The sequence below is a fragment of the Hydrogenophaga sp. UC242_50 genome (assembly GCF_042697355.1).
Lineage (GTDB): Bacteria > Pseudomonadota > Gammaproteobacteria > Burkholderiales > Burkholderiaceae_C > Hydrogenophaga.
The window spans coordinates 4,236,604-4,262,803 of record NZ_CP170553.1; the positions used below are offsets into that span (position 1 = coordinate 4,236,604).

A 26,200-nucleotide genomic window follows, 5' to 3' on the forward strand; every position below is an offset into this window, starting at 1 on the left:
CTCGATGCGGTCGGCCCAGGCGCCATTGGCGCAGCACGTTCTCGGCGTGCGCGTGGGTGTTGACGATCCAGCGCACCTGCACCCCGAAGCGGCAGGCCAGCGAGGCGCGCACGCGCTCGCCATGCCGATGGCTCGGGCCGGGGTCCACCACCAACGCCTCGCCGCCGTCGATCAGCACCGAGGTCGGCACCACATGGCCGGCGTTGTCGGGCGAGATCTCCTGCGGCGCCGGCGGCGACCAGGCCCACACGCCCGGTGCCACAGGTTGCCAGGGCACGCCGTCCGGGCAGTCGCGGCCCTGTGCGTTCACGGAGACACACAGCGCGAACAGCAAGGCGCCCACCGCTCTCATGGCAACGAGCGCCTCACGCACGCGCGCAGACACGCCAGCATCGTCGGCTCGCCACCGAGGTGGCCGCTGGGGCGGCAGGTGCAACACCACCGGGCCACCCGCCCGCCGGCCCAACGCGGCCCAGCGGGCGCTGTTGGCCGGTGGACAGATCGCATCGAAGCGCCCATGCACCCAGTCCACCGGGATGCGCTCGCGCGCGAGCAGCGCCACCGCGCGGTCCAGCCCGCCCGGGCGCATGAAACCCCGGTGCAGCAGGTAGTGCGCCTGCACCCGGTACCGGGTCCGGGCCGCGCGGTCGCTGCGGCGCACACCGGGCTGGGGCAGGCGCGCCAGCGCGCGCCGCTGCTGGCGCTGCAGGCCGGCCCATTCACGGCGGATCGGGTTCGCCCAGGGCGAGCCGGTGTGCGCCGCGTGGCGCAGGCTGCGCCGCAGGCCATGCGCCGCGTCGGCGGTTTCGCGCAGGCCCCAGCCGCGCCACGCGCGCAGCGATGCAACACCGGGTGTGCCGTTTTGAATCAGTTGTCTCAGCCGTTGCAACGCCACCGGCACACCGTCACCCGGCCGCACCGGCCACAAAGCGGCCGGCGCCCTCAGGGTTTGCCCTCGCCTGGCCGACGGCAACAGCAGGCCGCCGATCTCGCGGCGCGTGAGCGCGAAGGCGCCGCGCAACACCAGGCGCGGCACGCGCGCGGGGTGTTGCTGCGCATACGCCAGCGCTACCACCGTGCCCCAGGAACCCGCCAGCACCGACCAGCGTTGAATGCCCAACTGCTCGCGCAAGCGCTCCAGATCGGCCACCAGCGCGAGGGTGTGGTTGCCCTGCGTGCGGCCACGCGGCCGCGAGGCGCCGGCACCGCGCTGATCGGGGGCGATCACGCGCTGGCGGCGCAGGTCGAAGGGCCGCAGCATGCCGGGCTGGCAGGCGCCGCCCGGCCCGCCGTGCAGCAACAGCCAGGGCTCGCCGCGCGCCGCGCCGAGCTCGCGCCAGGCCATGCGGTGCAGGCCACCGACGGGCAGGCGCCGGGGTGCTGGCCAGGGGGTGGCGTTCGGGGGGCTTTTGCATGGCATCGATATTGCTGTTCAGGGTCGCGGCCGGTGTGGCGATGGTGCCATCCGGCTTGCAGACATGTTCATGCCAACCCTTTCTGGAGAACGACCATGCAATGGACCACCCCGGCCTTCACCGACCTGCGTTTCGGCTTCGAGATCACGATGTACATCGCCAACCGCTGATCGATCGATCCGCCAGCGCACGTGTGAACAGCGCGTGCGCTTTTTTTGACCCTTCACCTTCCTCCATCGACCATGCGCATCCGGGTTCTGGGCTCTTCGGCCGGCGGCGGTTTCCCCCAGTGGAACTGCAATTGCCCCAACTGCGACGGCCTGCGCCGCGGAAAGCTCATGGCCCACGCGCGCACGCAGTCCTCGATCGCGGTGAGCGCCAACGAGGTGGACTGGCTGCTGGTCAACGCCTCGCCCGACATCCTCGGCCAGATCCGCGACACGCCGGAACTGCAGCCCGCGCGCGCGGTGCGCGACAGTGGCATCGCCGCCGTGCTGCTGATGGACGCGCAGATCGACCACGTCACCGGCCTGCTGATGCTGCGCGAGCGCGCAGGCGCGCTGCCGCTGCTGCGCCACGCCCGAGGTGCTGTCCGAACTGGACAGCGGCTTTCCCATCACCCGCCTGCTCTCGCACTACTGCGGCGTGGCGCCCCATCCCGTGCCCACCGACGGCCGCACGTTCACCGCGCCCGGGCTGGAGGGCATCGAGCTGCAGGCCGTGCCGCTCGCGTCCAAGCCGCCACCGTATTCGCCGTTCCGCGGCAACCCGCGCCCGGGCGACAACATCGGCCTGGTGCTGCGCAACCCGGCGACTGGCGCGCGCGTGTTCTACGCCCCCGGCCTGGGCGAGGTCACGCCCGAGCTGCTGGCGATCATCGCCACCTGCGCCATGGTGCTGGTGGACGGCACCTTCTGGACCGGCGACGAGATGCAGCGGCTGGGCCTGTCGCCCAAGGCCGCGGCCGACATGGGCCACCTGCCGCAGAGCGGGCCCGGCGGCATGATCGAACACCTGGCGCGGCTGCCGGCGACCACGCGCAAGCTGCTGATCCACGTCAACAACACCAACCCCATCCTGATCGAGGACTCGCCCGAGCGCGATGAACTCACCCGCCAGCGCATCGAGGTGGCGCGCGACGGCATGGACATCCGCTTCTGAGCGCGGGCACGCCATGGACATCGCCACCACCCCGCGCCCCCGCACCGGCCTGCCAGCCTGGACGCGCGGCGAGTTCGAGGCCCAGCTGCGCGAGAAGGGCCGCTCGTACCACATCCACCACCCGTTCAACGTGCGCATGAACAGCGGCGGCTGCACGCCCGACGAGCTGCGCTGCTGGGGTGCGCAACCGCTTCTACTACCAGATCTGCATCCCGCGCAAGGACGCGGCCATCCTCGCCAACATGCCCGACCGCGCGCACCGCCGGCTGTGGATCGAGCGCATCCTCGACCACGACGGCCATGGCGACCACGAAGGCTCGGCCGCCGGCGGCATCGAGGCCTGGACGCGGCTCGGTGAGGCCGTGGGCCTCGCGCGCGAAGACCTGTGGTCGCTGCAGGGCGTGGTGCCCGCCGTGCGTTTCGCCTGCGATGCCTACGTGAACTTCGCCGCCAGGGCGCCCTGGCAGGAGGCGGTCTGCTCCTCGCTCACCGAGATGTTCGCGCCCCAGATCCACAAGGACCGCCTGGCCACCTGGCCCACGCATTACCCCTGGATCGAGGCCGAGGGACTGGCCTACTTCCGCAACCGCATCCCCCTGGCCGGGCGCGACGTGGCACACGGCCTGCGCGTGACGCTGGAGCACTTCGACACCCGCGAGGCCCAGCACCGCGCGCTGGACATCCTGCAGTTCAAGCTGGACATCCTCTGGAACATGCTCGATGCCATCGAGAAAGCCTGCCAATGAAGACCCCCCCTGCGCCGCTTCGCGGCTTCCCCCCTGAGGGGGGACCACACCAGCGGCCTGGCAGAGCCAGTTCCGCGGTGTGTGCTGGTCCAACGATCTCTTTGCGCCGACCATGACAGCCATCTCCACCCATCCCAAGCTCTCGCGGCGTTTCCGCCTGCAGTACGAGCCCGCGCAGGAGCGCTGGGTGCTGCTCTACCCCGAAGGCATGGTGCAGCTCAACGAGAGCGCGGCCGAGATCCTGAAACGCTGCGATGGTGAGCGCACGTTGGCCGCCATCGTGGAGGATCTGGAGACCACGTTTTCCATCCAGGGCATTGGCCGCCAGGTGAAAGACCTGCTCGAAGAAGGAGGCCGCCGTGGCTGGATCGATTGAACCGCCCGGCCCGCCGCTGTGGCTGCTGGCCGAGCTCACCTACCGCTGCCCGCTGCACTGCGTGTTCTGCTACAACCCCACGCAGCACGCGCGCATCCAGCAGGAGCTGAGCACCGCGCAGTGGGTGGACGTGATGCGCCAGGCGCGCGCGCTGGGCGCGGCGCAGCTCGGTTTCTCGGGCGGTGAGCCGCTGCTGCGCGACGACCTGGAAGAGCTGGTGCAGGAGGCGCACGCGCTCGGCTACTACACCAACCTCATCACCTCGGGCGTGGGCCTGACCGACGCGCGCGCCACGCGCCTGAAGGCCGCCGGCCTCGACCACGTGCAGCTCTCGTTCCAGGACAGCACGCGCGAACTCAACGACTTCCTGAGCCACACGCGCACCTTCGAGCTCAAGCAGAAGGTCGCGCGCATCATCAAGTCGCACGACTGGCCGATGGTGATGAACTGCGTGCTGCACCGGCACAACCTGCCACACGTGGGCCCGATCATCGAGATGGCGCTGGACCTGGGCGCGGAATACCTCGAACTCGCCAACACGCAGTACTACGGCTGGGCCTGGGTCAACCGCGACCACCTCATGCCCACGCACGAGCAGCTGGTGGAGGCCGAAGCGGTGGTGAACCGCTACCGCGAGCAGATCGGCTCGCGCTGCCGGCTGCTGTTCGTGGTGCCCGACTACTTCGAGCAGCGCCCCAAGGCCTGCATGAACGGCTGGGGCTCGGTGTTCCTCTCGGTCGCGCCCGACGGCCTGGCCATGCCCTGCCACAACGCGCGCAACCTGCCCGGCCTGGCCCTGCCCAACGTGGCGCACACGCCGCTGGCCGACATCTGGCGGACCAGCCAGGCCTTCAACGCCTACCGGGGCGATGGCTGGATGAAGCCGCCCTGCCGCGACTGCGACGAGCGACACAAGGACTTCGGCGGCTGCCGCTGCCAGGCCTTCCAGATCACGGGCGACGCGGCGCAGGCCGACCCGGTGTGCGGCAAGTCTCCCCACCACGACCAGGTGGTGCAACTCGTGAAGCAGGCGCCCGCGCAGCGCCACATCCCCATCGTGTTCCGCAGCGACACCGAGTCGCGCGGCCTGCACCCCGAGGTGCCGGCATGAACACCGCCACCGGCCACCACCGCATGCTGGGCGCGGCGGTGGTCAGCCACCTGCCGGTGCTGCGGCGCGGCCCGTTCGCGCTGGAGCACGCGCCGCACGGTCTCTTCCTGCTGTGGCTCGCCTTCATGGGCCTGGTGGGTTTCGGCGCCCTGCTGCTGTGGCAGGCCGGCGCCTGGCACCGGCTGGTGCACGCCGACCCCACGGGCCTGACCGTGGTCATCGTGCTGCTGTTCATCGGCGGCTCGCTCTGGGCCGGCCGCCGCGCCTGGGTGCTGGGCGAACAGCGCCTGCGGCTGGACGCCGCGCGCGAAGACCCGCTGGACACCTGGAGCGCCGAGTACCGCGACGGCTGCGCGCGGGCCGGTGCCGACCCCACGGTCTGGCTGCAGGTGCTGGGCGAGCGCGCGCACGGCCCGCACGAAATGGCCTGGTGGCTCAATGGCATCCAGCTCAAGCTGGGCCTGCTGGGCAAGGTGATCGGCTTCTCCATCCTCGCGCTGCAGCTCGGCGAGGTGCAGAGCTTCGACGCGAGCCAGTCCACGCAATTGCTCAAGAACCTCACCGGCGGCCTGGGCATCGCGCTGCTGACCACCGTGACCGGCCTCACCGGCAACATCCTGCTGGGCCTGCAGCTCATGCGGCTGGACCGGTTCGCCGACGCGCTCATCGCCGACACGCTGGCCACCACACCGACCCCGGAGGCGCGCGATGGCGATCGGCCGAGCGGTCCGTGACACCGAGACCGACCCGTTCTACGACATGTTGTTCAACATGCTGATCGCGTTCGTCTTCTGTTTCGTCATCGCGCTGCTCGCCTTCAACCCCAAGGCGCGCAAGAGCGGCGACATCCCGGCCAAGGCCGAGTTCATCGTCACCATCTCCTGGCCCGACAACAATCCCAACGACGTGGACGCCTGGGTCAACGAGCCGGGCGGCAAGACGCTGTGGTTCCGCCAGCGCGACGCCGGCATGCTGCACCTGGACCGCGACGACCGGGGCGCGAAGAACAACAGCGTGATCGTCAACGGGCGCGAGATCCGCAGCCCGGTGCGGCAGGAGATCGTCACGCTGCGTGGCCTGGTGCCGGGCGAGTACGTGGTGAACGCGCACTACTACGACTCGCGCGACCAGCAGCCGGTGGATGTGTCGGTGGCGGTGGTGAAGGTCAACCCGCAGGCGGAGATCGTCTACACCGGCACGCAGCAGATCCCACGCAAGGGCGACGAGCGCACGCTGGTGCGCTTCACCCTCGACGAGGCCGGCAGCGTGACCGACCTCAACACCCGACCGCTCGCGATCGTGCAACGCACGGGCCTCTGAACACCGCTTCCCATGATCCCCACCGTCTCTTCCCAATTGCTGTGGCTGGTGCTGGTGTACGCGCTGCTGGCCTTCCTGTTGCTGTGCCTGCTGCTGGCCACGCGCTGGCACTGGGGCGTGAAGCTGGGCGCGGTGCTGCTGGTCAGCGGCTTCTACGCGCTGAGCCACGCCACGCTGCAGGGCATCGCGGGCTGGCCGAGCGACGCTCCCCTGCCCCCGCGCTTCGTGCTGCTCTCGGCCGTGTTCGACGAACCCAGCCCGGGCCGAGGCCACGCCGGCGCGATCTACATCTGGGTCAATCCCATGACGGACAACCAGCCGCTGGCGATGCCGCGCGTGCACCGCCTGCCTTACGAGAAGGACCTGCACCGCATCCTGGGCGACGGCCTGCGCAAGGCGCGCGACGGCAACACGCAGATGGGCAGCACCGAACCGGTGCCGGGTGCGGGCGGCTTCGCCTGGCTGCGCCCGGCCGGCAACGACCGCCTGCAGATCAAGCTGAGCGACCTGCCGCGCGCGCAGCTGCCGGAGAAATGAGCCCCCCTGCGCCGCTTCGCGTCTTCCCCCCCGAGCGGGGGACCCCACCACGGGCCCGGCAAAGCCGGATCCAGGGTGGGTCTGGAAGGGGATGCCGGCGAGCGTTGCAACCTGGGTAATGCTGACCAGCTGCAGCGGTCAGGGTGGCGGCGAAGGCTGGTTTCCGCTGATCGAGGGCGAGCGCATGGTCTACGCCGTGACGGTGGAGAGCGACGAAGCGCCACCGCCCGAGACATGGACGCTCACCGTCACCGCGCCGCAGACCGTGGCCGGCCAGCGCACCCAGGTGCGCCACCATCGGCCGGCGTGAGCTACCACCTGCTGAGCGACGAAAAAGGCATTCGCCGCGTGCGCAACGCGCACCGACATCGACCGCGAGCCCACGCCCGACAAGGAACCGCTGTGGGTGCTCAAGGCGCCCTACGAAGTGGGCACCGAATGGACCACGCCCACCGTGCCCTACCTGATCCTGCGCCGCAACGAGCACCCGCGCGAACTGCGCTACAGCCACCGCGCGCCGATGGCCTGGCGCATCGAGGCCGTGGACGACGAGGTGAAGACACCCACCGGCACGCACAAGCCGTGTCTGCGGGTCGTGGGCCGCGCCAAGCTCAACCTCTTCACCGACCCGGTGAACGGCTTCACCGACGTGCCGCTCACCAGCCGCGAGTGGTACTGCCAGGGCAAAGGCCTGGTGAAGTTCGAGCGCGAGGAGACCGTGCCGCCCGGGTTTCTGGTCGGCGGGCGGTTGACGGCGGTGTGGGTGCGGTAGGTAAAAGTATCCGCAGAAGGCTTGATGACGGACGCGGAACTTGGACTTCGGCTAATGACGCTGACCGTTGAGCTCCGATGAAGAAGTGACCGTCAGTCGACTGAAGGCTTTCTGAAGCATTTCGTCGGGATCGCTCGGAGTGCGCGCGCTGTCTATGCCCCTGCGCAATTCATCACCTGATACGAGAAGCACTTGACGTGACCTCAAGTCAGCTTCATGGGCGGCGATCTGATCCCGAGGCAGCCTGCATACAAGAACTGCTGATACCTCGGCAGAATGGCCTGTTGCTGCGAGGTGCTTCGACAAAGCTCCGCGCCGATCTACCAGTTTCCCTAGCTTTGTACCGAAATCAGAGACGCGCGTAGTGCACTCGACAATCACCAAACGACCTAAGGGCGTGGTGACGATCACATCAGGCGCATCCGTTTCAAGCTGAACGGCTGGAGAAAATCCGAAAAGAAACAACAAAGAAGCGACGCCATTCTCAAATCTCGTTGGATCGGTAGATTCAAACAACGCTTGTCGGAGCATTCGAAGTTCCCTATCGAAATGTTGAGTCGCTAGCAATCGATTGTTTCGAGCTCTTGCAGGATCGACAAACCACTGTCGTCGGACAGTCGCCTCCTCAATCATCAGCATTGCCAACACGCTATCTGTCTGTTTTACTTCAAGGTCTAGGACTCCTGTTCGAACGCCGCCACGGACTCGAGCCCATTTAATTTTTTGGGCAACTTGGATTCTTCCACTCAAAGCCACATCTGGAACCGAACGCAAAGCGAGTCCCACGCGCCCCACATCAAAGCGCGGATGTGCGTGGAGCGTCAGCTTCAACCGATCTTGCGAAAGTACACATTGGTCGAAGATGAGATCAACCGGCGGTCCAACGCGGACGGCTATCGCCGGTTGGCGCGAAGTGGCCTCGGGAGAACGCAACCCCAGCCAAGCTAGAGCGTCCGAGAGACCATCAAATGGAGGTGTTGAAGCTCGAAGTTTGTTGTCAACCTCAACCATATCAATCGAAGAGGGCGATGACAGTCCTGTACCAGACACCTGAAGATGCAGATCAGAGAACCACCGGTCGCGATTCATCATCTCCGAATAGTAGTCAAGGGACCGATCCACGGCGAGTTGCATGCTGCGCCCAGATAGGCTGACTCGCCCTCTCACCGCATCACTCAATATCTCAGTGAGCGCCTTCTTCTTTAAACGACCCGGCTGCAGGTGTCCAAGAAAATGACCGGCACCCTCGAAGTGAAAGCCGAAGCCACGCTTGCCCGGAAGCGGATTCAAGGTGATATGCGCATCCAAAAGGCAAGCACCTTGAGCGTCCGCATTTGCCAGATAGCGAATGTCGATGTTGTAGTCATCGCAGATCCAAGAATCTGCAGATCGAGTAAACACATCGATAATTTTTTCGTTGCTCACGGGTTGTACTCGTTGCTTGCAAGATTTTGAGCGAATCACCTGTGACCACGTGGGCCGCTGCCGGAATGTATCCCATTGAACGAAGGATCACCGTGCGGAACTACGCGCGTGGCGGCGCTCACACTATTCGTCAGTTTCCCCCTCTGCTTACGAACACAAACCAACCTGGCGCCGCGCCTTGGCGTGGCCCGCCCGCGCAGCACGGGTAAAGAACGCTTCGGCCCGGGCCGGGTTGCGCGGTTCACCCAGGCCTTCATCGGCCAGCACGCCGAGCATGAACAGGGCCTCGGCGTTGCCCGCCTCGGCCAGGCCATGCCAGATCTCGCGCGCCTGGGCGTACCGGGCCAGCCGGAATTCGGCATGCGCCCGGTAGCGGTCATCGCCCACGCTGGACAGCACCGCGAGGGCCGCACCCAGCAGGGTGCGGGGGTGGCACAGATCGGTCTGCGCGCTCATGGCGGGACAGGTGGGTAGACCGGCTCAGGGTTTGACCGTGAGCACCCAGGCCGAGAGGGTCTTGAGGTCGGCCGCGTTCAGGCTGGGATGCGCAGGCATGGGGATGCGGCCCCACTTGCCCTTGGAGCCGTTCTGGATCGACTGCGCGAGCGAGGCCGCGGCGTCCTTGTCGCCCGCGTATTTTTCCGCGATGGCGCTGAAGGCCGGGCCGACCACCTTGTCGGCGTTGGCGTGGCAGGTGTAGCAGCCATTGGCTTTGGCGAGTTCCACGGCGGCCAGGTCGGCGGCGGTGGCGTGCTGGGCCAGGCCGGCCAGCACAGTGGGGAGGATCAGGAGGTAACGCATGGCGGGCACCGGAGAAAGGAAGGAAAGAAGGGACAGAAAAAAGGGGTGGCATGGCCTGGGCCACGCCACCCCCAACACCACATCACTTCATGAGCTTGAAGGTCCAGACCGAACCGCCCTGTTCGAGGAAGTTGACCTTCTTCGCCACTTCACCGCCCCACAGCGGCACGGCACCGCCCCAGCCCGAGACCACGCTGACGTACTGCTCGCCGCCCTCGGTCCAGGTGATGGGGGGCGCGACCACGCCGGAGCCGGTCTGGAACTGCCACACCACCTTGCCGGTCTTGGCGTCGGCGGCCTTCAGGTAACCCTCGGGCGTGCCCCAGAACACGAGGTCGCCGGCGGTGAGCACACCGCCCCACAGCGGCGCGCTGTTCTTGACTTCCCAGGCCACCTTGCCGGTCTTGGGATCGATCGCGCGCAGCGATCCGATATGGTCGTCGAACAGCGGCTTGATGGTGAAGCCCGCGCCCAGGAAGGCCGCGCCCTTCTTGTAGGTGATGGGCTCGTTCCAGATCTCCATGCCCCATTCGTTGGTGGGCACGTAGAACAGGCCGGTCTTGGGGCTGTAGGCCATGGGCATCTGGTTCTTGCCACCCAGGAAGCCCGGCGCGGAGAACACCGCCTTGCCCTTGGCACCGTCGCCACCGGCGGCGGTCGGGTCGCCCGGGCGGTTGGTGTCGTCGAAGTTGGGGCGGCCGGTCTTGAGGTCGATGCCGGTGGCCCAGGTCACCTTCTTCACGAACGGGAAGGCGTTGACCAGCTTGCCGGTGGCCGCGTCGTTCACGTAGAAGAAACCGTTGCGGTCGGCCTTGGCGCCCATGCGCTTGCCGTCCATGTCGAAGGTGACGAATTCGTTGACGCCGTCGTAGTCCCAGCCGTCGTTGGGCGTGCTCTGGTAGTGCCAGACGATCTTGCCGGTCTTCACATCGATCGCGACGGTCGAGGCCGAGTACAGGTTGTCGCCCTTGCGCACATGGCTGTTCCAGGGGCCGGGGTTGCCGGTGCCGAAGTAGGCCAGGCCGGTCTTGGCGTCGTAGGTGCCGCCCAGCCAGGTGGCCGCGCCGCCGGTCTTCCACGTCTCGCCCGGCCAAGTGGCGTTGGTGGTGCCGGTGATGCCGTTTTCCTTGCCGTCCTTGTAGCCCATGTGGCCTTCGACGACGGGGCGCGTCCACACCATCTTGCCGGTGCGCGGGTCGCGTGCTTCCACGCGGCCGACCACACCGAACTCACCGCCCGAGACACCGGTCATCAGCAGGCCTTCGGCGATGAGGGGCGCGGCGGTGTAGCTGTAGCCGGCGGCGTAGTCGTCGATCTTCTCGCGCCACACCACCTTGCCCGTGTTCTGGTCGAGCGCGACCAGCTGCGCGTCGAGCGTGCCGAAGATCACCAGGTTGTCGTACAGCGCGGCGCCGCGGTTGATCACGTCGCAGCAGGGCATGATGCCTTCGGGCAGGCGGTGTTCGTACTTCCAGAGCTTCTCGCCGGTCTTGGTGTTGACCGCGTAGATGCGCGAGTAGGACGCGGTGACGAACATCTTGCCGTTGTGCACCAGCGGCTGCGACTGCTGGCCGCGCTGCTTCTCGCCGCCGAACGACATGGACCACACCGGCACGAGCTTGTTGATGTTGCGCTCGGTGATGCCGTTGAGCGTGGAATGGCGCTGGCCCTGGGTGCCCAGGCCCCAGCTCAACACGTTGTCGGGGGTCTTGGCGTCGTCGGCGATCATCGCGTCGGTCACGCCCTGGGCGCTCACGTGGGCGGTGGCGGCCAGAATCATCAGGCTCAATAGGGTGCGTTTCACAGTGTGTCTCCTGCTCGTTCGTGGATGTGTGATGCCTGCGACCGAGCACCATGCCCGGCCGCCCGTGAACACCCGGCCCTGCGGCCGTCGGGGTTTGCACAGACAGCAAATGGCAACATCCATGCCAGCGTTTTCGAGCGGTTTTCCGGCCTGAAATGCGCCACGCCCGGGCCTCGCGGCGGGTCGCGGCTGTGACACTGTTCAGAAACGAATCAACCCCTGCAACAGGGTTCAGCGCGCGCGCGAATCCAGCGCCCGCTGTTCGTACCGCGGGTACCACTGCACGAGGCTGCGGTGCAGCTCGGCGGGCTGCGCGGCCCAGCCGGCGAAGCGCGCGGGCACGGGCGTGCGCAGCAGCTCGCTCAGGTCCAGGCCTTGTTCGGCGCTCGCCTGCATGAGCGTGGTGAGCCAGCGCAGCCAGTCGCGCGTCTGCTGCACGCCCACCGGCCCGCTGTGCACCGGGCCGTGGCTGGGCACGACCTGCCGCACCTCGCCCGCGGTGAGCCATTGCGCCAGCGTGTCCAGGCTGGCGAGCCAGGCGGCGGGGTCGGCGTGCGGCGTGGTGGGCACGCGCTCGGCGAACACCAGGCCGCCGGCGAACAGCACCCCGGTGCGGTGGTCGATCAGCACCAGGTCATCGCCGGTGTGGCCGCTCAGGCGCCGCAGCTCCAGCGTGTGTGCGCCCAGGCTCAGCGTGCGCGGTTCGATGGCTTCGCGTGCCGGTGTGGGCTCGGTGCCTTTCATCCAGTCGCCGCACAGGCGGTAGAGGTTGTCGGCGTAGGCCGCGCCCTCGGCTTTCATGCCTGCGATGCTGCCGGCCAGGGCCTGCGTGGGGCGGTCGGCCCAGGCCTGGTTGCCGAAGAAGTAGTCGGGGTGCAGGTTGAGGTTGAACACGTGGCGCACCGGTTCGTGCGTGAGCTGTTCGATGGCGCGGCGCTGCTGCTCGCCATAGCCGCGCGAAGGACCGGTGTTGACCACCACCACGCCCTCGCCCGTGGCGATGAAGGCGGTGTTGATGATGTTGCAGCCGTTGGCGCGCGAGAAGTCGGCCACCGCGCCTTCGATCACCCAGGTGTGTTCGGCGACCTGGCGCGGCCGCAGGCCATGGTCGAGCCGCGCCACGTCGGGCTGCGGCTGCGCGTGGACCATGGCCGCGAACAGCAGGGCCGCTGAGGCCAGCGCGCCGCGCACCGTCACGCGGGCACCTCGGCATCGATGCGGTTGCCGTTGTTGTCGCGCCCGGTCAGGCGGAAACCGCCCACGTGCTGCGGCGGCAGCTCGAAGGTGAGCAGCGGGTTTTCCGACACCGGCTCGTGCAGGGCCAGGCGCCACCAGGCCTGGCCCGCGCTGTCCACCAGCTGCAGCTGCTCGATGTAGAACGCGGGGATGCCCGCGACCAGGCCGGTGTCCATCGGGTGCATCACGCGCACGCGCAGGCGACGGCTGCCCTCGATCACATTCGGGAAGAAGCGCGCCTGCACCTGGTTGAGCGTGCGGCTCCACGAGCCGTCGGCGCGCGTGGCGCCGGGCACCGTGCAGCCCCCACCGGCCGCCTGCACCCAGGTGCCGCCCACGTGCCAGCGGCCGTCCGCCGTCTGCACCATCGCGCGCACCGGCGATGCCTGTTCCATGCGGATGCGGAACGCCAGCATGGGCAGCGCGCGCAAGGGCTCGAAGGCCAACACCTCGCGCACCGGGTTGCGGTCCACCACCACCAGGATGCGCGCCACACCGCCGCCCGTGCGGGCCAGGCCGCGCGCGTCCACCAGCAGCGGCACGTTCATCGCGTCGTCCGCGAAGGCCGGGCCGCGCACCGTCACCGCCTCGGAAAACACCATGGGCGCATCGCGCAGGTACTGCCGACGCAGCGTGGGCCATTGCATGGAGCCCAGCGGGTCGCCCCCGGTGCGGTCTTCGGCGGCAGCCCACAGCGGCGGCGCGCCGAGCAGGCCGCCCCAGAGCAAGGTTCGGCGCCGCAGCATGCTCAGCCCCCGCCCTTCTGGCGGATGAAGCCGCGCTGCGGGTCGTAGCCCCAGAGCGCGAGCACGAAGAACACGGCGGTGCACCCCAGCACCACGGCCCAGGCCACGGCGTTGAACTGCCCAACCATGGCAAAGCGCATGGCCTCCACCGCGTGGGTGAAAGGGTTGAACTCCGCGATCTTCAGCAGCCAGTAGGCGCCCGATTCCTCCAGCTTCCACAGCGGGTACAGCGCAGGGCTGATGAAGAACATCGGGAAGATCACGAAGTTCATGGTGCCGGCGAAGTTCTCCAGCTGCTTCACGTACACCGAAAGCACGAGCCCCAGCGCGGCCAGCATCGCGGCGGCGCAGGCCATGGCCAGCAACAGGCCCGGCAGATGCGCCCAGGCCAGCTCGACGCCGAAGGCCAGCGCGATCAGCAGGAACACCGCCATCTGCAGCACCGAGAGCACGGTGCTGCCCAGGAGCTTGAAGGCCAGCAGCCAGCCGCGCGCCAGCGGCGCGGTGAGCAGCAGGCGCATCACGCCCATCTCGCGGTCGTACACCATGGAGAGCGAGCTCTGCATGCCGTTGAACAGCGCCACCATGCCCAGCAGGCCCGGCACCATGTAGACCTGGTACTCGATGTAGGTCTCGTAGGGCGGGATGATGGCCAACGCCGAACACGTTGTGAAAGCCGGCCGAGAACACCACGAACCACAGCAGCGGGCGCACCAGCGCCGAGCCCAGGCGCGTGGGCTGGCGCAGGAAGCGGCCCAGCTCGCGACCGACCACGGCGCGCAGCGCGCGCGCCAGGTGCAGCGGCAGCGATGGCGCGGCCAGGGGGCTCAGGGGCGTTGCCGGCATGCGGTCTCCGCTTCGTCCACGCCCAGCGTGTCCAGCACGTCCTTGGGGTGCAGCACGCCGTCGAGCGGCGCCACGCCCGCCACGCCGTCGATGTGGCTCAGGAACACGGGCTGGCGCAACTGCCCGTCCCAGGCGCGGAAGGACAGGCGCGGGCCCTTGAAGCCGTCGATGAAGACGCTGCCGCCGCGCAGCTTCTTCAACTGCTGCGCCAGCGGTGCCTTGGGGTCGTCCACCAGCACCGCCGCCACCGCGCGGCCCGCCACCCAGGCCGACCAGTCGTGCGACCGCATGGGGCGCTGCGCGAGCTTCTGGAAACGGCGCGAGAGCTGCGGCCCGCCGTTGCGCTCCCACTGCGCATGCCAGGCGCTGGCCACCAGGCCGCTGGCACCGACCACCGGGCGCGGCCACTGCGTGGCGTAGGGCAGTGTGCGCGCGAACTCGCCGTCGGCGTCCATCACGGCCACCACCTCGTGCTCGCGCTCGCCGGTGAGCAGCCGGGTGTTGGCCAGGTCGCGCTCGCGTGGGTCGCCGGTGAGCTTGAAGGGTTTGCTCTGCACGATCTTCAGGCCGTAGCGCCTGGCCGCGCGGGTGAAGGACTCGCCCATGAGCAGGTCGGCCGGCTCCGGCCCCTGCAGCAGCAACACCTTGCGCCAGTTGCGCGCGGCCAGGTACTGCGCCAGCGCGTCGCTGGCGATGTGGCGGCTGGGCAGGGTGTGCAGCAGGTGCGCGGCGCAGCCCTGCGCGCGCAGGCTGTCGTCGTCCAGCCCGGTGTTGAACACCATGGCACCACCGAGCGCGGCCGGCGCGCTCTGCACCAGCTGGCGCAGTTCGGCCAGCGGCAGGTCGGCCACGAGGTGCTGCACCTTCGCCGCCTTCAGCTCGGCCAGGGCCTTGGGCAGCGCCGCCGCATCGGGCAGCACCACCTCGCGCAGCGCGAGCTCGATGCCGGCGGCGTCCAGCTCGAACGCCGCGTCTTCCAGCGCGAGCCGCACGCCCTGCACCGCCCGGCCCTGCGGGTGGCCGGGGTAGGCGCGCTCCAGGCGGCGCGGCGCGTAGCGCGCGTCATCGGCCAGCGAGACCACAGCCACCGTCAGCTTGACCGCGGCGGCGTGCACCGACGGCGCACCGAGCAAGGCGGCCAGCGCGAGCAGCGGGGCTTTCCACATCAGGGCGCCACGATCACGCTGTGCGGCACACGGCCCACGGCCACCGTCTTCACCGCCTTGGCGCCGGCCGTGTCCACCAGGGTCATGTCGTCCGACAGGCCGTTGGTCACGTACAACGTCTTGCCGTCGGGGTGCACCGTCAGGCCCCAGGCGCGCTTGCCCACCAGCACCTGGCGGCCCACGGTGCGCGTCGCGCACGTCCACCTCGGCCACGTGGTTGGCGCGGCCCAGGCCCACCCACAGGGTCTTGCCGTCCGGGCTCAGCGCCATGCCCACGGGGGTGATGTCGGCCTCCCGCATGCCCTTCACCGCAAACTTCACCGTGCCCTTGACGCTGTGGTCCCTGGTGTCCACCACGCTCACCGTGGCGTCGAGCTCGTTGCTCACCCACAGCTCGGCGCCACCGGCGGCGAGCACGAAGCGGCGCGGTCGTTTGCCCACCTTGATGTTCTTGATCACCTTCTTCTGGCCCAGGTCGATGACGTGCACGACGTTCGCGACCTCGGAGGTGACGTAGGCGAACTTGCCGTCGGGCGTGATCAGCACGCCCTCGGGCTCGCCACCGGTCTTCACCTCGAACAGGGGCTTCTTGCTCGCCAGGTCGTAGGCGGCCATCACGTTCTCGTCCTCGATCGACACGTACACCGTCTTGCCGTCGGGGCTGAGGTCGAAGATCTCGGGACTGTCCCCCAATGGAACAGTGCCGGTCATCTTGCCGCTGGCGGTGTCGACCACGCCAAGCTGGTTGCTGTCGCCGCAGCACACGTAGAGCTGGCTGCGGCTGGCATTGAACATCATGTGGCGCGGCCGCTTGCACACGTCGATGGCCGCGAGGCGCTCGCCTTTCGCGTCGAACACATAGAGCTTGTTGTCCTTCTCACTGGACACATACACCTTGCCCTGGGCCATGGCGAGGGTGGCACAGCCCAGCAGGGTGGCAAGGGTGAGCAGGCGAAGCGGGCGGGTCATGTCGGTGTCTCCTGAAGGGGTCTTGTGGGTGGCACAGCGGTCACCCGGGTGGCGCCGCTGCCCTTGTTCCGCAAATTCGATGCCAGCGCCAGTGGGGGAATGGAAATTGCGTTGACCTGCCCCAAACACCCCGTTGGCGACCCGATCGCTACGGACAAACCCTGAGACCACACGGCTTCGCAGGCCCGCACCGCATGACCCGACTGCCCCACGGCCCTCCCGACTGTTCCAGCAAGGAACACTGTTCTGTGACACGCCGCCGCGCGCTGGCCTGGGGCCTGGCGCTGGCGGCCTCGGCGGGCCCGTCGCTGGCCAGCACGGCGGCCTGGCCCATCCGGCCCCTGCAGCTCATCGTGCCCTGGCCCGCCGGCGGCGCGACCGACCTCACGCTGCGCATCCTGTGCGAGGAAGCCGAGTCCCTGCTGGGCCAGCCCATCGTGGTCATCAACCGGCCCGGCGCGGCGGGCACGCAGGTCGCGCCGCTGCTCAAGGCCGCCGAGCCCGACGGCCACACCATCGGCCAGGTGCCCATCACTGTGTACCGGCACGCGCTCATGAACCCCGTGCCCTGGGACCCGGTGACGGATCTCAGCCCCATCGTGCAGGTCTCGGGCACCACCTTCGGCGTGCTGGTGCCCAGCACCAGCCCCTGGAGGCAATTGCCCGAGATGCTCGACTGGGCGCGCGATCACCCGGGCGAACTCATCCTGGGCTCCACCGGCATCGGCACCACCGCCCACCTGGCGATGGAAGAGATCCTGTTGCAGCGCGGCATCCGTTATGTGCACGTGCCCTACCGGGGCACCGCCGACCAGATGCTCGCGGTGCGCAGCGGCCAGCTGATGGCGGGCGTGAACTCCACCGGCTTCGCGCCCTGGGTGGACCAGGGCCGCATGCGCGTGCTCGCGATCTTCAGCGCGCAGCGCAGCCCGCGCTGGCCCGACGCGCCCACGCTGCGCGAGCTGGGTTACCCGCAATCGGTCTACACCTCGCCCTGGGGTCTGGCCGCGCCGCGCGGCACACCCGAGCCGGTGGTGCGGAAACTGCACGACGCCTTCGCCCGCGCGATGCAGAGCGAGCGCCACCTGCGCGAGCTGGCGCGCTACGACCAGACACTGGACTACCTCAACACCCGCGACTACCGGCAGGCCGTGCGCGACACGGTGGAGCGCGAGAAACGCCTGCTGCAGCGCATGAACCTGCTGGCCCGGCCGATGGGAGCGACGGGATGAACCCCACCACCCTGCTCCAGGCCGGCGGCCTGCACAAGGCCTACGCCGGCAAGCCCGCGTTGAAAGGCGTGGACGTGGCACTGCGGGCCGGCGAGGTGCTCGCGCTGCTCGGTCCCAACGGCGCGGGCAAGTCCACGCTGCTGCAACTCCTCACCGGCCTGTTCACGCCCGACCAGGGCCGCATCGAGGTGCTGGGCCACGACATGTGCCGCCACCCCAGCCGCGCGCTGGCCGGGCTGGGCGTGGTGTTCCAGCAGAGCGCGCTCGACCTGGACCTGTCGGTGATGGCCAACCTGCTGTTCCACACCGACCTGCACGGCCTCCCGCGCGCGCAGGCGCGCGAGCGCATCGCGGCGCACCTCGATGCCATGGGCCTGGGCGAACAGGCGCGCGCCGTGGTGCGCAGCCTCTCGGGCGGCACGCGGCGCAAGGTGGAGCTGGTGCGCGCGCTGCTGCACGAGCCACGCGTGCTGCTGATGGACGAAGCCACCGTGGGCCTGGACCCGGCCTCGCGCCAGCAGTTGCTCGACACCGTGCGCACGCTGTGCCGCGCACGGGGCATGGGCGTGCTGTGGGCCACCCACCTGATCGAGGAAGTGCACGGTGCCGACCGCCTGATGCTGCTGCACCAGGGCACGGTGCGCTTCGAGGGCTCGATCCCGGCCTTCATGGCGCAGGCACAAGGCGCGGACTTTCAGGCCGAGGTGCTGCGCCAGCTCGGGCCGCCATAATCAGGGCATGCCCGACAAAGACCCCGACGCCCGCTTCAAGACCGCCCTGCAGGTGGTGGGCATCCTGGGCCTCACGGGCATGCTCGCGATGATCTTCCACAAGGGCTTCGCCGACATCTCGTTGCTGTGGCAACAGCACTCCGGGGGCGACTTCTGGGTGGCGCTGGCGCGCTACTTCTTTCGCAACCTGGCGGGGTGAGATGCGTCCGCCGAACCGTCAGGACAACTGGATCTCGACCACCGTGCGACCCGGCGCGCTCTGAAGAGAGAGCACCGCGCCGATCGCGCGGGCGCGTTCCCGCATCGCCAGCAGTCCCTTGCGCCACGCCACGGTGGCGTCGAACCCTCGGCCGTTGTCCACGATGCGCAGGCGCACACCCTGCTCGGCCGCGACGGCTTCGATGCACAGCTCGGTTGCCTGCGCATGCTGCAGCACGTTCGACAAGGCCTCGAAGACCATGAACTGCAGCTGGCGCATCGCGCCGGCGTCCAGCCGCTGCAGCGGCTCGATCAGTTCCACCGCCCAGCGAAGCGCGATGTCGCTGGCCTGCAGGCGAGGCTCCAGGCGGTAGCGCAGGTTGGCCAGCAGCGCCGTCACGTCGCCCGGCGGCAGGTTCATGGCGTCGATCGACAGCTTGAGCTGATCCAGCGAGTCGCGCAGCGTCTGCAGCAGCTCCTGCTGGCTGGACCGGCCCGACTCGAGCTGCCGGATCGCCGAGCTGATGTGGGCTCCCACGCCGTCGTGCATGTCGCGCAGGATGCGGGTCCGCTCGAAGGTGCGCTCCTGCTCGCGGGCCAGTTGCTCCACCCGCCGGTAGGTCTCGGCGAGCTCGCGCTCCTTCTCGCTCACCCGCGCGGCCAGGGTGTTCAGGAGGTCGCGCACCTGGGCCGACACCCGCCGGAACCGCTCGATCACGATGTAGACCAGCCCCAGGCCGAACACCACCGACGAATACCGCATCAGGCTGCTGTCGGCGTAGGTCGGGTCGATGCGAAACACGTAGAGATCGCGAAACCCCACCGCCACGTTGAGCAGCACCGCCAGCGCCACCACCCGGTGAGGCATGCTGGCGCCACGCAGCGCCTGGCCCAGGAAAACCGCACCGAACAACAGGAAGGTCAGGCCCAGCGCCGCGTACCACGCCGTGAGCGCCAGCGGGTGACCAAAGCCCAGCGCCCAGATCGCCATGGGCCCGCTGGCCAGCATCAGGGCGGTCAGCCAGGTGGCCATCAGGCGCCCGGCCGGCCGATTCTCCCAGCGCGCCACGTTCATGCAGAACAGCCCCATGCTCCAGCTCCAGACCGCGAGCGCCACCACCGGCACAACGCCCCACCAGGGCCAGGCCAGCACCGGGTTCTCGATGAGCACATCGCCGACGCGGACCGCCCAGAACAGTTCGGCCAGGCCGGCATACAGGTACAGCGGGTCGCGCCGCTGGTGAACCGTGTTGGACAGGTCGGGCTGAGTCACCCACAGGGACAGCGAGATCAGCCCGACCAGGAGGCTGAAGCCGACCACGACCATCGAGCCCGTCACCCGCCAGCGATGGGCCTCGGCGTACTTCGCGACGACCGCCTCCCGTGGCCCGATCCAGACGGTGGAGAGCCCACCCCGGCGGCCCACGTCGGCGCGCACCCGCACCTGCAGGGTGTTGTGTCGCTGCAGCAGGCCTGCGGGCAGCGGCGCCATGCGAGGCACCTGTCCGTAGTCGGCCCCGTTGGGCCGCAGCATGTCGCCCTCGTGCTGCACCCGCATGCCGTTAAGCCAGATTTCGTAGGCGTTGCCCAGCCGGGGCAGGTAGATGCTCCAGGGCTCCTGCGGCACCTCGGGCAAGGTGAAGCTCAGGTCGAAGGTCGCCCGGCCGGCTCGGCCGGGATGGTGCCGGTCCCAGTGGTAAGGCAGGGTCAGCAGGCGCTGCTCGATGCGATCGTCCACCACCACGGTGGCCTGGGCTTCGCGCAGCTCCAATGCGGGGTGATGGGGCGTTTCCCGATCATCGGCGTGCAGCGATCCCGTCAGGCCCAGGGCCAGACTGAGGCACACCAGCCAGCGCCACCCGATGCCCTCAGTCATGCCGAGGCAACATGCCCATGCGCGTGGCTTCAAACACCGCCTCCATCTTGGAATGCACCGCCAGCTTGCTGTACAGGCTCTTGATGTGCGCCTGCACCGTGTGCACGCTCACGCCCTGCAGGACAGCGATTTCCTGGTACGAGAAGCCTCGGGCGATCAGGCTGAGCACCTCCTGCTCGCGGCGCGACAAGGGCGGGCGTTCGACCGGCGGCGGCGCGGCGGCGGGGGGCGGGACGACGGCCTGGCGGGTGGCGTACTTGCGAATACGCGGCGGGCGATCATGGGAGAGATCGGTGAGCCGCCGGCCTTCATCTCCAGGATGGTCTGGGCGATGTCTTCGGGTGCCGCGTCCTTGTGGATGTAGCCCAGCGCGCCGGCCTCGATGCTGGCCAGCACGTTGTCCTCGTCGCCGAACATGGAGATGACCAGGGTCTCGCAGGCGGGGTGGGTCAGGCGTGCCTGCTGAATGACCTCCAGACCGGACCCGTCGGGCAGGCCCAGATCGGTCAGCAGCACGTCCACGTCCAGGCCTGGACGGGTCAGGCAGTCTTTGGCGTGCGCCACGGTGCCCACACAACCGGCCAGCGTCAAGGCCGGCGAGCGGGCCACGCAGGACTCAAAAAAACCCCGCATCTCGGGGTCGTCTTCGACGATCAGCACACGCCACATCGGGATCGGTCTCCAGCGGCCCGCGGGTTGGACACATTGCGCGCGGGCTCCTTCGAGCATACCCAGAAAGCGGGCGCCGACCGTGCAAAGCGGCACGCCACGCAGGCCAGGAACGCCTCGAACCCCATGTTCATGGGATGCAATTTGTCGCCGCCAGACCTCCAATGCCGGTGCCTGGGTCCAGGGATCCCGGGCCACTGTCCCACGAACACATGGAGATTGCATGCGAAACGACTACAGACGGTATGCCCTCGCGGGCTTGTTGATGCTGGCACTGGCGGGCTGCGGCGGCGGCAGCGGCGTCAACTCGGGCGCAGGGGGCGGCGGCACCGTCACCGCCCCGGTGGGCCTCACCGTCAGCGGCGTGGCCGCCACCGGCGCGGCCTTCACAGGCGCCGTCATCACCGTCGTCGACAGCCGCGGCGTCACCGTGGGCCAGAGCCAGCCCGTCGGCGCGAACGGCACCTACAGCATCCCGCTGGACGCGGCGGCCGTGGCGCCTTTCGTGCTGGTGGCGCAACCGCACCGACGCCAACGGGGCCACCCAGACGCTGGTCAGCGTGATCGCTTCGGCCAGCGCGACCACCGCCAACATCACGCCGATCACCACGCTCATCGCCTCGCGCCTGTCGCCCTCCGGCGACCCGGGCAAGCTGGCCAGCGAACTGGCCGCGGGCAATGCGGTCATCTCGGCGCAGGCCGTGGCCGCCACCGTGACAGAGGTGCAGGCCATCCTGGCGCCGTTGCTCACGGCCACCAGCACGACCGGCTTCAATCCGCTGACAGGCACCTTCAGCACCGACGGCACCGGCTACGACCGCTTGCTGGACTCGGTCAACATCACCTTCCTGCCGGCCAGCTCGACCACCACCAACATCGAGATCTCGGTCAAGCAGGAAGTGCCCGATGGCCAGCAACCCATCAGCCTGAGCTTCAGCAGCAACACGACGACCGTCGCGCCCCTGCCCGCGATCGATCCGACCACGCTCATCGCCGAAGGCACCTCCGCGAAGATCACCCAATTCCTTCAAGCGCTGACCGCCTGCTATGCCCTGCCGGCCAACCAGCGCGCGGCGGCGCCCAGCACCGTGCTGGCGGCCGCCTGCCTCGACGTGTTCCACAACAACGACCCCGCACTCTTCAGGAACAACGGTGGCACGGTGGGCAGCAGCGGCGCTTTCGCCAGCCTCTTCAACCCCAACGCCGTCGGTGTCGTGTTCAACCAGGGCAACTACGAATTCACCCGCGACAATGCCGACAAGGACATCGTCGTGGGCTACAAGACCACCAGCCCTGACGGCAGCGAGTCCTACGACAGCTTCGTGCTGCGCACCAGCACGGTGGACGGCAAGCTGCGGCTGATCGGCAACCAGTACCGCTTCCCCGGCCGCGTCGCGGCCTACCAGCAGCGGCGCAACTTCATCAGCCTGGGCCAGGAAGCCTACGACTACTTCAGCACCGGCTACGTGCTGGACGTTGCGCAACCGCCAGCGCCCGGGCAACCAGGGTCCGCTCTTCAACCGCGTCGTCGTGACCACGCCGACCGGTTCGGTCCTCACCCTGCAACCGAGCGGCAACTCCAGTTTCCTGGGGCTGGTCAAGCCCGGGCCCGTGGTCTCCGGCACCAGCTTCGTTCGCTTGCGCAGCGAGTACGTGGATGGCAACACGTCGCGCCCCCATCCGCGCGACGTCGACCCCACGCTGTTCTTCGTGGCCGATCCGGACCGCACCGAGGCCAGCCTGGCCAGCGCCAAGTCGCAGGGCAGCTGGCGGTTCGAGTACTACCTCAACGTCAACGACCCGGCCACGCCGCAGGACGACACCCTGGTGCCCGAGGTGCAGTACTACAAGAACCGCGCCCGCGCCCTCACCATCGCCGAACTCCGCACGCAGGGCCTCGCGCAGCTGACGCCGGCCCTGATCGCCGAAATCCGGTCGGGCACCGAGCCGGCCGGCGTCCAGGACGCGGGACAGATCGTGTTCGTCGCCGGCGACCCCGGCGACATCTCCTCGGAAGGCGGCGGCAACGGCTGGAGTGTGGGCACGGGCCAGTTGCCCCCCACGCAGATCACGATGTTCGGGCGCTCGCCGCGCACGGGCAGCAACGCCAACTTCACCGATTCGGTCGAGGTGCGATCGACGGCGCGCCAGGCTGTCGTGCCCTGCTCGCAGCAGAGCGTGACGGACGACCACTGCTTCAATGGCGGCCCGACCTTCGCTGCGGGTTCGCGCCTGAGTGGCCTGCACCTCTCGGCCCGCGACGTCGCCGGGCGGGAGTACGCCAACTTCTACGCGCTGTACCAGCTCAACATCGTGCCCTGAAGCCCCCGGGCCCGGCTCCGCGGCCCCGCTTCGGCGGGGCTTTTTCATGCCCGAAACGACAACGCCCCGCAAGCGGGGCGTTTCTGCCGCACCGGTTCAGCGGATCAGCTGAACAGTTCCTTCGGCACGTTGCCGCCGTTGGCGGCGATGTGGGCCAGCACGTTCTTGTGCAGCCACATGTTCATCTTGGCCGAATCGCCCATCAGCTCGTCGGGGCAATACAGCTCCTTGGCGAGCGCCTTGCGCGCCTCGAGGCTGCTGTCGAGGTCCAGCAGCTTGAGCAGGTCGACGATGGAGGTCTTCCAGTTCAGCTTCTGCGGGTTGGCGGCCGCTTTCTTCTCCATCAAGGCCATCACGTCGACCATGGTGATCGATGCGACGGCGGGCGCGGCGGCCGGCGCGGGTGCCGGTGCGTCAGCAGGCGCCGTGGGCACGGTGGGCGGTGTGATGACCGGGGCCTCCGCGGCCTTGGACATGCCGAGCTTCTCGAGGATGTTGCTGAAAAATCCCATGGTGTTCTCCTTGTTTCCGTTGAAAAAGGCCCGCCTGGCCAGTGTGGAGGCGCGCCACGCCAGCATAGGCCATAAATGCGACAAGCCCAACCGCCGGTCTTGATGCTTTCTTGATACCGGCCCGCGCAGTCTTGCGCCCGTCTTGACGCCCCCGTTCCTAGCATCGGTGGACTGTCTTGAACGGAGAACCCCATGGACTTCATCTACCTCGGCCTGGCCGCTGCCTGCGGCCTGCTCGTCTGGGGCCTGGCATTGCTCTGCCAGCGCCTGCAACCCACCGGCGGGGGGCGCGCATGAGCGCCGCGCCGGGCCGCCCCAAGCCAGCTCGCACCGCAGCGCGTCGCGCGGAGGTACTCCTATGAGCGGTTGGACCCTGCTGGCGGCCGCGCTTTCGGGCGGGCTGCTGATCTACCTGGTGGCCGTGCTGCTGCGGCCGGAAGACTTCTCATGAGCGCGATGGCATGGCTGCAACTGGCGGTGTTCCTCGCGCTGCTGCTCGCGCTGGCCTGGCCGCTGGCGCGCGCGATCGACGCGGTGATGGCCGGCCGCTTCGCGCTCGGCCAGCGCATCGAGGCGCCGCTGTGGCGCCTGGCCGGCGTGCGACCCGAGCGCGAATCCGGCTGGCTGCGCTACGCGCTGGGCCTGCTGGTGTTCAACGGCCTGGGCCTGCTCGCGGTGTACGCGCTGCAGCGCCTGCAGGGTGTGCTGCCACTCAACCCGCAGACCTTCGGCGCGGTCACGCCCGACTCGGCCTTCAACACCGCCATCAGCTTCATCGCCAACACCAACTGGCAGGGCTATGGTGGCGAGTCCACCATGAGCTACCTCACCCAGATGCTGGGCCTCACGGTGCAGAACTTCCTGTCGGCCGCCACCGGCCTCGTGGTGGTGGTCGCGCTGGTGCGCGGCTTCTCGCGCCATTCGGCCCAGTCCATCGGCAACGTGTGGGTGGACCTGACGCGCGCCACGCTGTGGGTGCTGCTGCCGCTGTCGCTGGTGCTGGCGGTGTTCTTCGCGGGCCAGGGCGTGATCCAGAACCTCTCGCCCTACACCGAGGTGAAGACGGTCGAGACCGTCACCTGGGAAACCTCGACCCCCGGCGCCGAAGGCCAGCCGGCGCTCACCGAGGCGCACAGCAGCGCGGCGCAGACCCTGGCGATGGGGCCGGTGGCCTCGCAGCTCGCGATCAAGATGCTGGGCACCAACGGCGGCGGCTTCTTCAACGCCAACTCCGCGCACCCGTACGAGAACCCCACGGCGCTGTCCAACTTCGTGCAGATGCTGGCCATCTTCCTGATCCCGGCGGCGCTGTGCTTCGTCTTCGGCCGCATGGTCGGCGATCCGCGCCAGGGCTGGGCCGTGCTCGCCGCGATGGCGCTGCTGTTCGTGGCCTTCGTGGTCGCGGCCACCGCGTTCGAGCAGCAGGGCAACCCGGTGCTCGCCGCGCTCGGCGCCGACCAGGCCAGCAGCGCGCTGCAGTCGGGCGGCAACATGGAAGGCAAGGAAGTGCGCTTCGGCATCCACGCCTCCAGCCTGTTCGCGGTGGTCACCACCGCCGCGAGCTGCGGCGCGGTGAACGCCATGCACGACAGCTTCACGCCCCTGGGCGGCATGGTGCCGCTGGTGCTCATGCAACTGGGCGAGGTGGTGTTCGGCGGCGTCGGCGCGGGCCTCTACGGCATGCTGGTGTTCGCCATCATGGCGGTGTTCATCGCCGGTCTGATGATCGGGCGCACGCCGGCCTACCTGGGCAAGAAGATCGAGGCGCACGAGATGAAGATGGTGTCCATCGCCATCCTGGTCACGCCCCTGCTGGTGCTCGTGGGCACCGCCGTGGCCGTGATGGCCGGCGCCGGGCGCGCGGGCATCCAGGACCCGGGCGCGCACGGCTTCACCGAGGTGCTGTATGCCCTGACCTCGGCCGCCAACAACAACGGCAGCGCCTTCGCCGGCCTGTCGGCCAACACGCCGTTCTACAACGTGCTGCTGGGCCTGGCGATGGTGTTCGGCCGCTTCGGGGTGATCGTGCCGGTGCTCGCCATGGCCGGCTCGCTCGCCGCCAAGCAGCGCGCCGGCGCCACCGACGGCACCCTGCCCACCCACGGCCCGCTGTTCGTGGCCCTGCTGATCGGCACCGTGTTGCTGGTCGGCCTCTTGAACTATGTGCCCGCGCTGGCGCTCGGCCCGGTGGCCGACCACCTGCTGCTGTGGGCCCGCTGAAAGCCCCAT

The 26,200-nt window shown here is 68.8% G+C and carries 28 protein-coding genes and 5 pseudogenes; 16 read left to right on the forward strand and 17 right to left on the reverse strand.

Going from position 1 to position 26,200, the window contains the following annotated elements:
* Nucleotides 1-523: 523 nt before the first annotated feature.
* Nucleotides 524-1,420: pseudogene (locus ACFJGX_RS21585) on the reverse strand (alpha/beta fold hydrolase); the annotation flags it as partial.
* Between the two features lie 90 nt (nt 1,421-1,510).
* Here ACFJGX_RS21585 and pqqA point away from each other — a divergent pair.
* From pqqA to ACFJGX_RS21635, 10 genes and pseudogenes are all read left to right on the forward strand, one after another.
* Complete coding sequence (pqqA, locus tag ACFJGX_RS21590) at nt 1,511-1,585, forward strand: pyrroloquinoline quinone precursor peptide PqqA (RefSeq protein ID WP_068167214.1); 75 nt, start codon at nt 1,511-1,513, stop codon at nt 1,583-1,585.
* Nucleotides 1,586-1,657: 72 nt separating this feature from the next.
* Nucleotides 1,658-2,576, forward strand: a pseudogene (pqqB, locus tag ACFJGX_RS21595) (pyrroloquinoline quinone biosynthesis protein PqqB).
* Nucleotides 2,577-2,589: 13 nt separating this feature from the next.
* Nucleotides 2,590-3,322 (forward strand): annotated as a pseudogene (gene pqqC, locus ACFJGX_RS21600) (pyrroloquinoline-quinone synthase PqqC).
* 112 nt (nt 3,323-3,434) lie between these two features.
* Nucleotides 3,435-3,698, forward strand: coding sequence for a pyrroloquinoline quinone biosynthesis peptide chaperone PqqD (pqqD, locus tag ACFJGX_RS21605; protein WP_382323882.1), 264 nt, complete (start codon nt 3,435-3,437; stop codon nt 3,696-3,698).
* The gene (pqqE, locus tag ACFJGX_RS21610; RefSeq protein ID WP_382323881.1) at nt 3,682-4,809 is read left to right on the forward strand and encodes a pyrroloquinoline quinone biosynthesis protein PqqE; all 1,128 of its coding nucleotides are present in this window, start codon (nt 3,682-3,684) and stop codon (nt 4,807-4,809) included. The genes pqqD and pqqE overlap by 17 nt, the downstream gene beginning before the upstream one ends.
* Nucleotides 4,806-5,543: a hypothetical protein gene (locus ACFJGX_RS21615; RefSeq protein ID WP_382323880.1), complete on the forward strand. Its 738-nt coding sequence runs from the start codon at nt 4,806-4,808 to the stop codon at nt 5,541-5,543. Before pqqE ends, ACFJGX_RS21615 begins: the two co-directional genes overlap by 4 nt.
* Nucleotides 5,518-6,129 (forward strand): hypothetical protein, encoded by a 612-nt coding sequence (locus ACFJGX_RS21620; protein ID WP_382323879.1) that lies wholly within the window; start codon nt 5,518-5,520, stop codon nt 6,127-6,129. The genes ACFJGX_RS21615 and ACFJGX_RS21620 overlap by 26 nt, the downstream gene beginning before the upstream one ends.
* A 12-nt stretch (nt 6,130-6,141) precedes the next feature.
* The gene (locus ACFJGX_RS21625) at nt 6,142-6,666 is read left to right on the forward strand and encodes a hypothetical protein (protein WP_382327035.1); all 525 of its coding nucleotides are present in this window, start codon (nt 6,142-6,144) and stop codon (nt 6,664-6,666) included.
* A 118-nt stretch (nt 6,667-6,784) separates the two neighbouring features.
* Nucleotides 6,785-6,976 (forward strand): hypothetical protein, encoded by a 192-nt coding sequence (locus tag ACFJGX_RS21630; RefSeq protein WP_382327037.1) that lies wholly within the window; start codon nt 6,785-6,787, stop codon nt 6,974-6,976.
* Between the two features lie 96 nt (nt 6,977-7,072).
* Nucleotides 7,073-7,438, forward strand: a complete 366-nt coding sequence (locus tag ACFJGX_RS21635) for a hypothetical protein (RefSeq protein ID WP_382327039.1) — start codon at nt 7,073-7,075, stop codon at nt 7,436-7,438.
* Between the two features lie 51 nt (nt 7,439-7,489).
* On the opposite strand, the gene ACFJGX_RS21640 is transcribed toward ACFJGX_RS21635, so the two are convergent.
* The 10 genes and pseudogenes from ACFJGX_RS21640 to ACFJGX_RS21685 all read right to left on the reverse strand — a co-directional run.
* A complete protein-coding gene (locus ACFJGX_RS21640; protein ID WP_382323876.1) occupies nt 7,490-8,863 on the reverse strand; it encodes a hypothetical protein in 1,374 nt (457 codons plus the stop codon).
* A gap of 147 nt (nt 8,864-9,010) precedes the next feature.
* Complete coding sequence (locus ACFJGX_RS21645; protein ID WP_382323875.1) at nt 9,011-9,319, reverse strand: hypothetical protein; 309 nt, start codon at nt 9,317-9,319, stop codon at nt 9,011-9,013.
* Between the two features lie 24 nt (nt 9,320-9,343).
* Complete coding sequence (locus ACFJGX_RS21650) at nt 9,344-9,664, reverse strand: c-type cytochrome (protein WP_382323874.1); 321 nt, start codon at nt 9,662-9,664, stop codon at nt 9,344-9,346.
* Nucleotides 9,665-9,746: 82 nt separating this feature from the next.
* Nucleotides 9,747-11,444: a PQQ-dependent methanol/ethanol family dehydrogenase gene (locus tag ACFJGX_RS21655; RefSeq protein WP_382325551.1), complete on the reverse strand. Its 1,698-nt coding sequence runs from the start codon at nt 11,442-11,444 to the stop codon at nt 9,747-9,749.
* A 255-nt stretch (nt 11,445-11,699) separates the two neighbouring features.
* The gene (locus tag ACFJGX_RS21660) at nt 11,700-12,665 is read right to left on the reverse strand and encodes a quinoprotein relay system zinc metallohydrolase 1 (RefSeq protein WP_382323873.1); all 966 of its coding nucleotides are present in this window, start codon (nt 12,663-12,665) and stop codon (nt 11,700-11,702) included.
* Nucleotides 12,662-13,450: a quinoprotein dehydrogenase-associated SoxYZ-like carrier gene (locus tag ACFJGX_RS21665; protein ID WP_382323872.1), complete on the reverse strand. Its 789-nt coding sequence runs from the start codon at nt 13,448-13,450 to the stop codon at nt 12,662-12,664. The genes ACFJGX_RS21660 and ACFJGX_RS21665 overlap by 4 nt, the downstream gene beginning before the upstream one ends.
* A gap of 2 nt (nt 13,451-13,452) precedes the next feature.
* Nucleotides 13,453-14,296 (reverse strand): annotated as a pseudogene (locus ACFJGX_RS21670) (ABC transporter permease).
* A complete protein-coding gene (locus ACFJGX_RS21675; RefSeq protein WP_382325549.1) occupies nt 14,278-15,462 on the reverse strand; it encodes an ABC transporter substrate-binding protein in 1,185 nt (394 codons plus the stop codon). Before ACFJGX_RS21675 ends, ACFJGX_RS21670 begins: the two are co-directional and overlap by 19 nt.
* Nucleotides 15,462-15,548 (reverse strand): hypothetical protein, encoded by an 87-nt coding sequence (locus tag ACFJGX_RS21680; protein WP_382325547.1) that lies wholly within the window; start codon nt 15,546-15,548, stop codon nt 15,462-15,464. Before ACFJGX_RS21680 ends, ACFJGX_RS21675 begins: the two co-directional genes overlap by 1 nt.
* A 385-nt stretch (nt 15,549-15,933) precedes the next feature.
* A pseudogene (locus tag ACFJGX_RS21685) lies at nt 15,934-16,431 on the reverse strand (hypothetical protein); the annotation flags it as partial.
* Between the two features lie 194 nt (nt 16,432-16,625).
* Between ACFJGX_RS21685 and ACFJGX_RS21690 the strand changes: the two are divergent.
* From ACFJGX_RS21690 to ACFJGX_RS21700, 3 genes are read left to right on the forward strand one after another with little or no spacing between them, the layout of a single operon-like run.
* Entirely contained in the window at nt 16,626-17,663 is a 1,038-nt protein-coding gene (locus ACFJGX_RS21690) for a tripartite tricarboxylate transporter substrate binding protein (protein ID WP_382327041.1), read from the forward strand.
* Entirely contained in the window at nt 17,660-18,394 is a 735-nt protein-coding gene (locus ACFJGX_RS21695; protein WP_382327043.1) for an ATP-binding cassette domain-containing protein, read from the forward strand. Before ACFJGX_RS21690 ends, ACFJGX_RS21695 begins: the two co-directional genes overlap by 4 nt.
* 7 nt (nt 18,395-18,401) lie before the next feature.
* Complete coding sequence (locus ACFJGX_RS21700; protein WP_382159231.1) at nt 18,402-18,593, forward strand: hypothetical protein; 192 nt, start codon at nt 18,402-18,404, stop codon at nt 18,591-18,593.
* A gap of 18 nt (nt 18,594-18,611) precedes the next feature.
* Here the strand turns inward: ACFJGX_RS21700 and ACFJGX_RS21705 are convergent, their stop codons facing one another.
* The 5 genes from ACFJGX_RS21705 to ACFJGX_RS21725 all read right to left on the reverse strand — a co-directional run bounded on the left by ACFJGX_RS21705 (nt 18,612) and on the right by ACFJGX_RS21725 (nt 22,155).
* Nucleotides 18,612-20,468: a histidine kinase gene (locus ACFJGX_RS21705; RefSeq protein ID WP_382323868.1), complete on the reverse strand. Its 1,857-nt coding sequence runs from the start codon at nt 20,466-20,468 to the stop codon at nt 18,612-18,614.
* Nucleotides 20,461-20,658, reverse strand: a complete 198-nt coding sequence (locus ACFJGX_RS21710; RefSeq protein ID WP_382323867.1) for a response regulator transcription factor — start codon at nt 20,656-20,658, stop codon at nt 20,461-20,463. Before ACFJGX_RS21710 ends, ACFJGX_RS21705 begins: the two co-directional genes overlap by 8 nt.
* Nucleotides 20,625-21,137 (reverse strand): response regulator, encoded by a 513-nt coding sequence (locus ACFJGX_RS21715; protein ID WP_382327045.1) that lies wholly within the window; start codon nt 21,135-21,137, stop codon nt 20,625-20,627. The genes ACFJGX_RS21710 and ACFJGX_RS21715 overlap by 34 nt, the downstream gene beginning before the upstream one ends.
* A 130-nt stretch (nt 21,138-21,267) precedes the next feature.
* Nucleotides 21,268-21,945, reverse strand: a complete 678-nt coding sequence (locus tag ACFJGX_RS21720; RefSeq protein ID WP_382327047.1) for a hypothetical protein — start codon at nt 21,943-21,945, stop codon at nt 21,268-21,270.
* Nucleotides 21,946-21,948: 3 nt separating this feature from the next.
* Nucleotides 21,949-22,155: a hypothetical protein gene (locus tag ACFJGX_RS21725; RefSeq protein WP_382327049.1), complete on the reverse strand. Its 207-nt coding sequence runs from the start codon at nt 22,153-22,155 to the stop codon at nt 21,949-21,951.
* Nucleotides 22,156-22,613: 458 nt separating this feature from the next.
* Between ACFJGX_RS21725 and ACFJGX_RS21730 the strand changes: the two genes are divergently transcribed.
* Nucleotides 22,614-23,459, forward strand: a complete 846-nt coding sequence (locus tag ACFJGX_RS21730) for a hypothetical protein (protein ID WP_382327051.1) — start codon at nt 22,614-22,616, stop codon at nt 23,457-23,459.
* A 104-nt stretch (nt 23,460-23,563) separates the two neighbouring features.
* Here ACFJGX_RS21730 and ACFJGX_RS21735 read toward each other — a convergent pair whose 3' ends face one another.
* The gene (locus ACFJGX_RS21735) at nt 23,564-23,971 is read right to left on the reverse strand and encodes a DUF3597 family protein (protein ID WP_382159239.1); all 408 of its coding nucleotides are present in this window, start codon (nt 23,969-23,971) and stop codon (nt 23,564-23,566) included.
* Nucleotides 23,972-24,329: 358 nt separating this feature from the next.
* Between ACFJGX_RS21735 and kdpF the strand changes: the two genes are divergently transcribed.
* Nucleotides 24,330-24,422: a K(+)-transporting ATPase subunit F gene (gene kdpF, locus ACFJGX_RS21740; protein WP_291119061.1), complete on the forward strand. Its 93-nt coding sequence runs from the start codon at nt 24,330-24,332 to the stop codon at nt 24,420-24,422.
* On the forward strand, nt 24,419-26,191 hold the full coding sequence (gene kdpA / locus ACFJGX_RS21745) for a potassium-transporting ATPase subunit KdpA (protein WP_382327053.1): 1,773 nt from the start codon (nt 24,419-24,421) through the stop codon (nt 26,189-26,191). The genes kdpF and kdpA overlap by 4 nt, the downstream gene beginning before the upstream one ends.
* The last annotated feature ends 9 nt before the right edge of the window (nt 26,192-26,200 follow it).

Coding starts and splice junctions, on each gene's coding strand:
- pqqD (WP_382323882.1), top strand. CDS start 3,435: ATGACAGCCATCTCCACCCATCCCAAGCTCTCGCGGCGTTTCCGCCTG.
- ACFJGX_RS21615 (WP_382323880.1), top strand. CDS start 4,806: ATGAACACCGCCACCGGCCACCACCGCATGCTGGGCGCGGCGGTGGTC.
- ACFJGX_RS21620 (WP_382323879.1), top strand. CDS start 5,518: ATGGCGATCGGCCGAGCGGTCCGTGACACCGAGACCGACCCGTTCTAC.
- ACFJGX_RS21625 (WP_382327035.1), top strand. CDS start 6,142: ATGATCCCCACCGTCTCTTCCCAATTGCTGTGGCTGGTGCTGGTGTAC.
- ACFJGX_RS21630 (WP_382327037.1), top strand. CDS start 6,785: ATGCTGACCAGCTGCAGCGGTCAGGGTGGCGGCGAAGGCTGGTTTCCG.
- ACFJGX_RS21645 (WP_382323875.1), bottom strand. CDS start 9,319: ATGAGCGCGCAGACCGATCTGTGCCACCCCCGCACCCTGCTGGGTGCG.
- ACFJGX_RS21650 (WP_382323874.1), bottom strand. CDS start 9,664: ATGCGTTACCTCCTGATCCTCCCCACTGTGCTGGCCGGCCTGGCCCAG.
- ACFJGX_RS21655 (WP_382325551.1), bottom strand. CDS start 11,444: ATGATTCTGGCCGCCACCGCCCACGTGAGCGCCCAGGGCGTGACCGAC.
- ACFJGX_RS21665 (WP_382323872.1), bottom strand. CDS start 13,450: ATGCTGCGGCGCCGAACCTTGCTCTGGGGCGGCCTGCTCGGCGCGCCG.
- ACFJGX_RS21675 (WP_382325549.1), bottom strand. CDS start 15,462: ATGTGGAAAGCCCCGCTGCTCGCGCTGGCCGCCTTGCTCGGTGCGCCG.
- ACFJGX_RS21680 (WP_382325547.1), bottom strand. CDS start 15,548: ATGACCCTGGTGGACACGGCCGGCGCCAAGGCGGTGAAGACGGTGGCC.
- ACFJGX_RS21690 (WP_382327041.1), top strand. CDS start 16,626: ATGACCCGACTGCCCCACGGCCCTCCCGACTGTTCCAGCAAGGAACAC.
- ACFJGX_RS21695 (WP_382327043.1), top strand. CDS start 17,660: ATGAACCCCACCACCCTGCTCCAGGCCGGCGGCCTGCACAAGGCCTAC.
- ACFJGX_RS21700 (WP_382159231.1), top strand. CDS start 18,402: ATGCCCGACAAAGACCCCGACGCCCGCTTCAAGACCGCCCTGCAGGTG.
- ACFJGX_RS21705 (WP_382323868.1), bottom strand. CDS start 20,468: ATGACTGAGGGCATCGGGTGGCGCTGGCTGGTGTGCCTCAGTCTGGCC.
- ACFJGX_RS21715 (WP_382327045.1), bottom strand. CDS start 21,137: ATGTGGCGTGTGCTGATCGTCGAAGACGACCCCGAGATGCGGGGTTTT.
- ACFJGX_RS21735 (WP_382159239.1), bottom strand. CDS start 23,971: ATGGGATTTTTCAGCAACATCCTCGAGAAGCTCGGCATGTCCAAGGCC.
- kdpF (WP_291119061.1), top strand. CDS start 24,330: ATGAGCGGTTGGACCCTGCTGGCGGCCGCGCTTTCGGGCGGGCTGCTG.
- kdpA (WP_382327053.1), top strand. CDS start 24,419: ATGAGCGCGATGGCATGGCTGCAACTGGCGGTGTTCCTCGCGCTGCTG.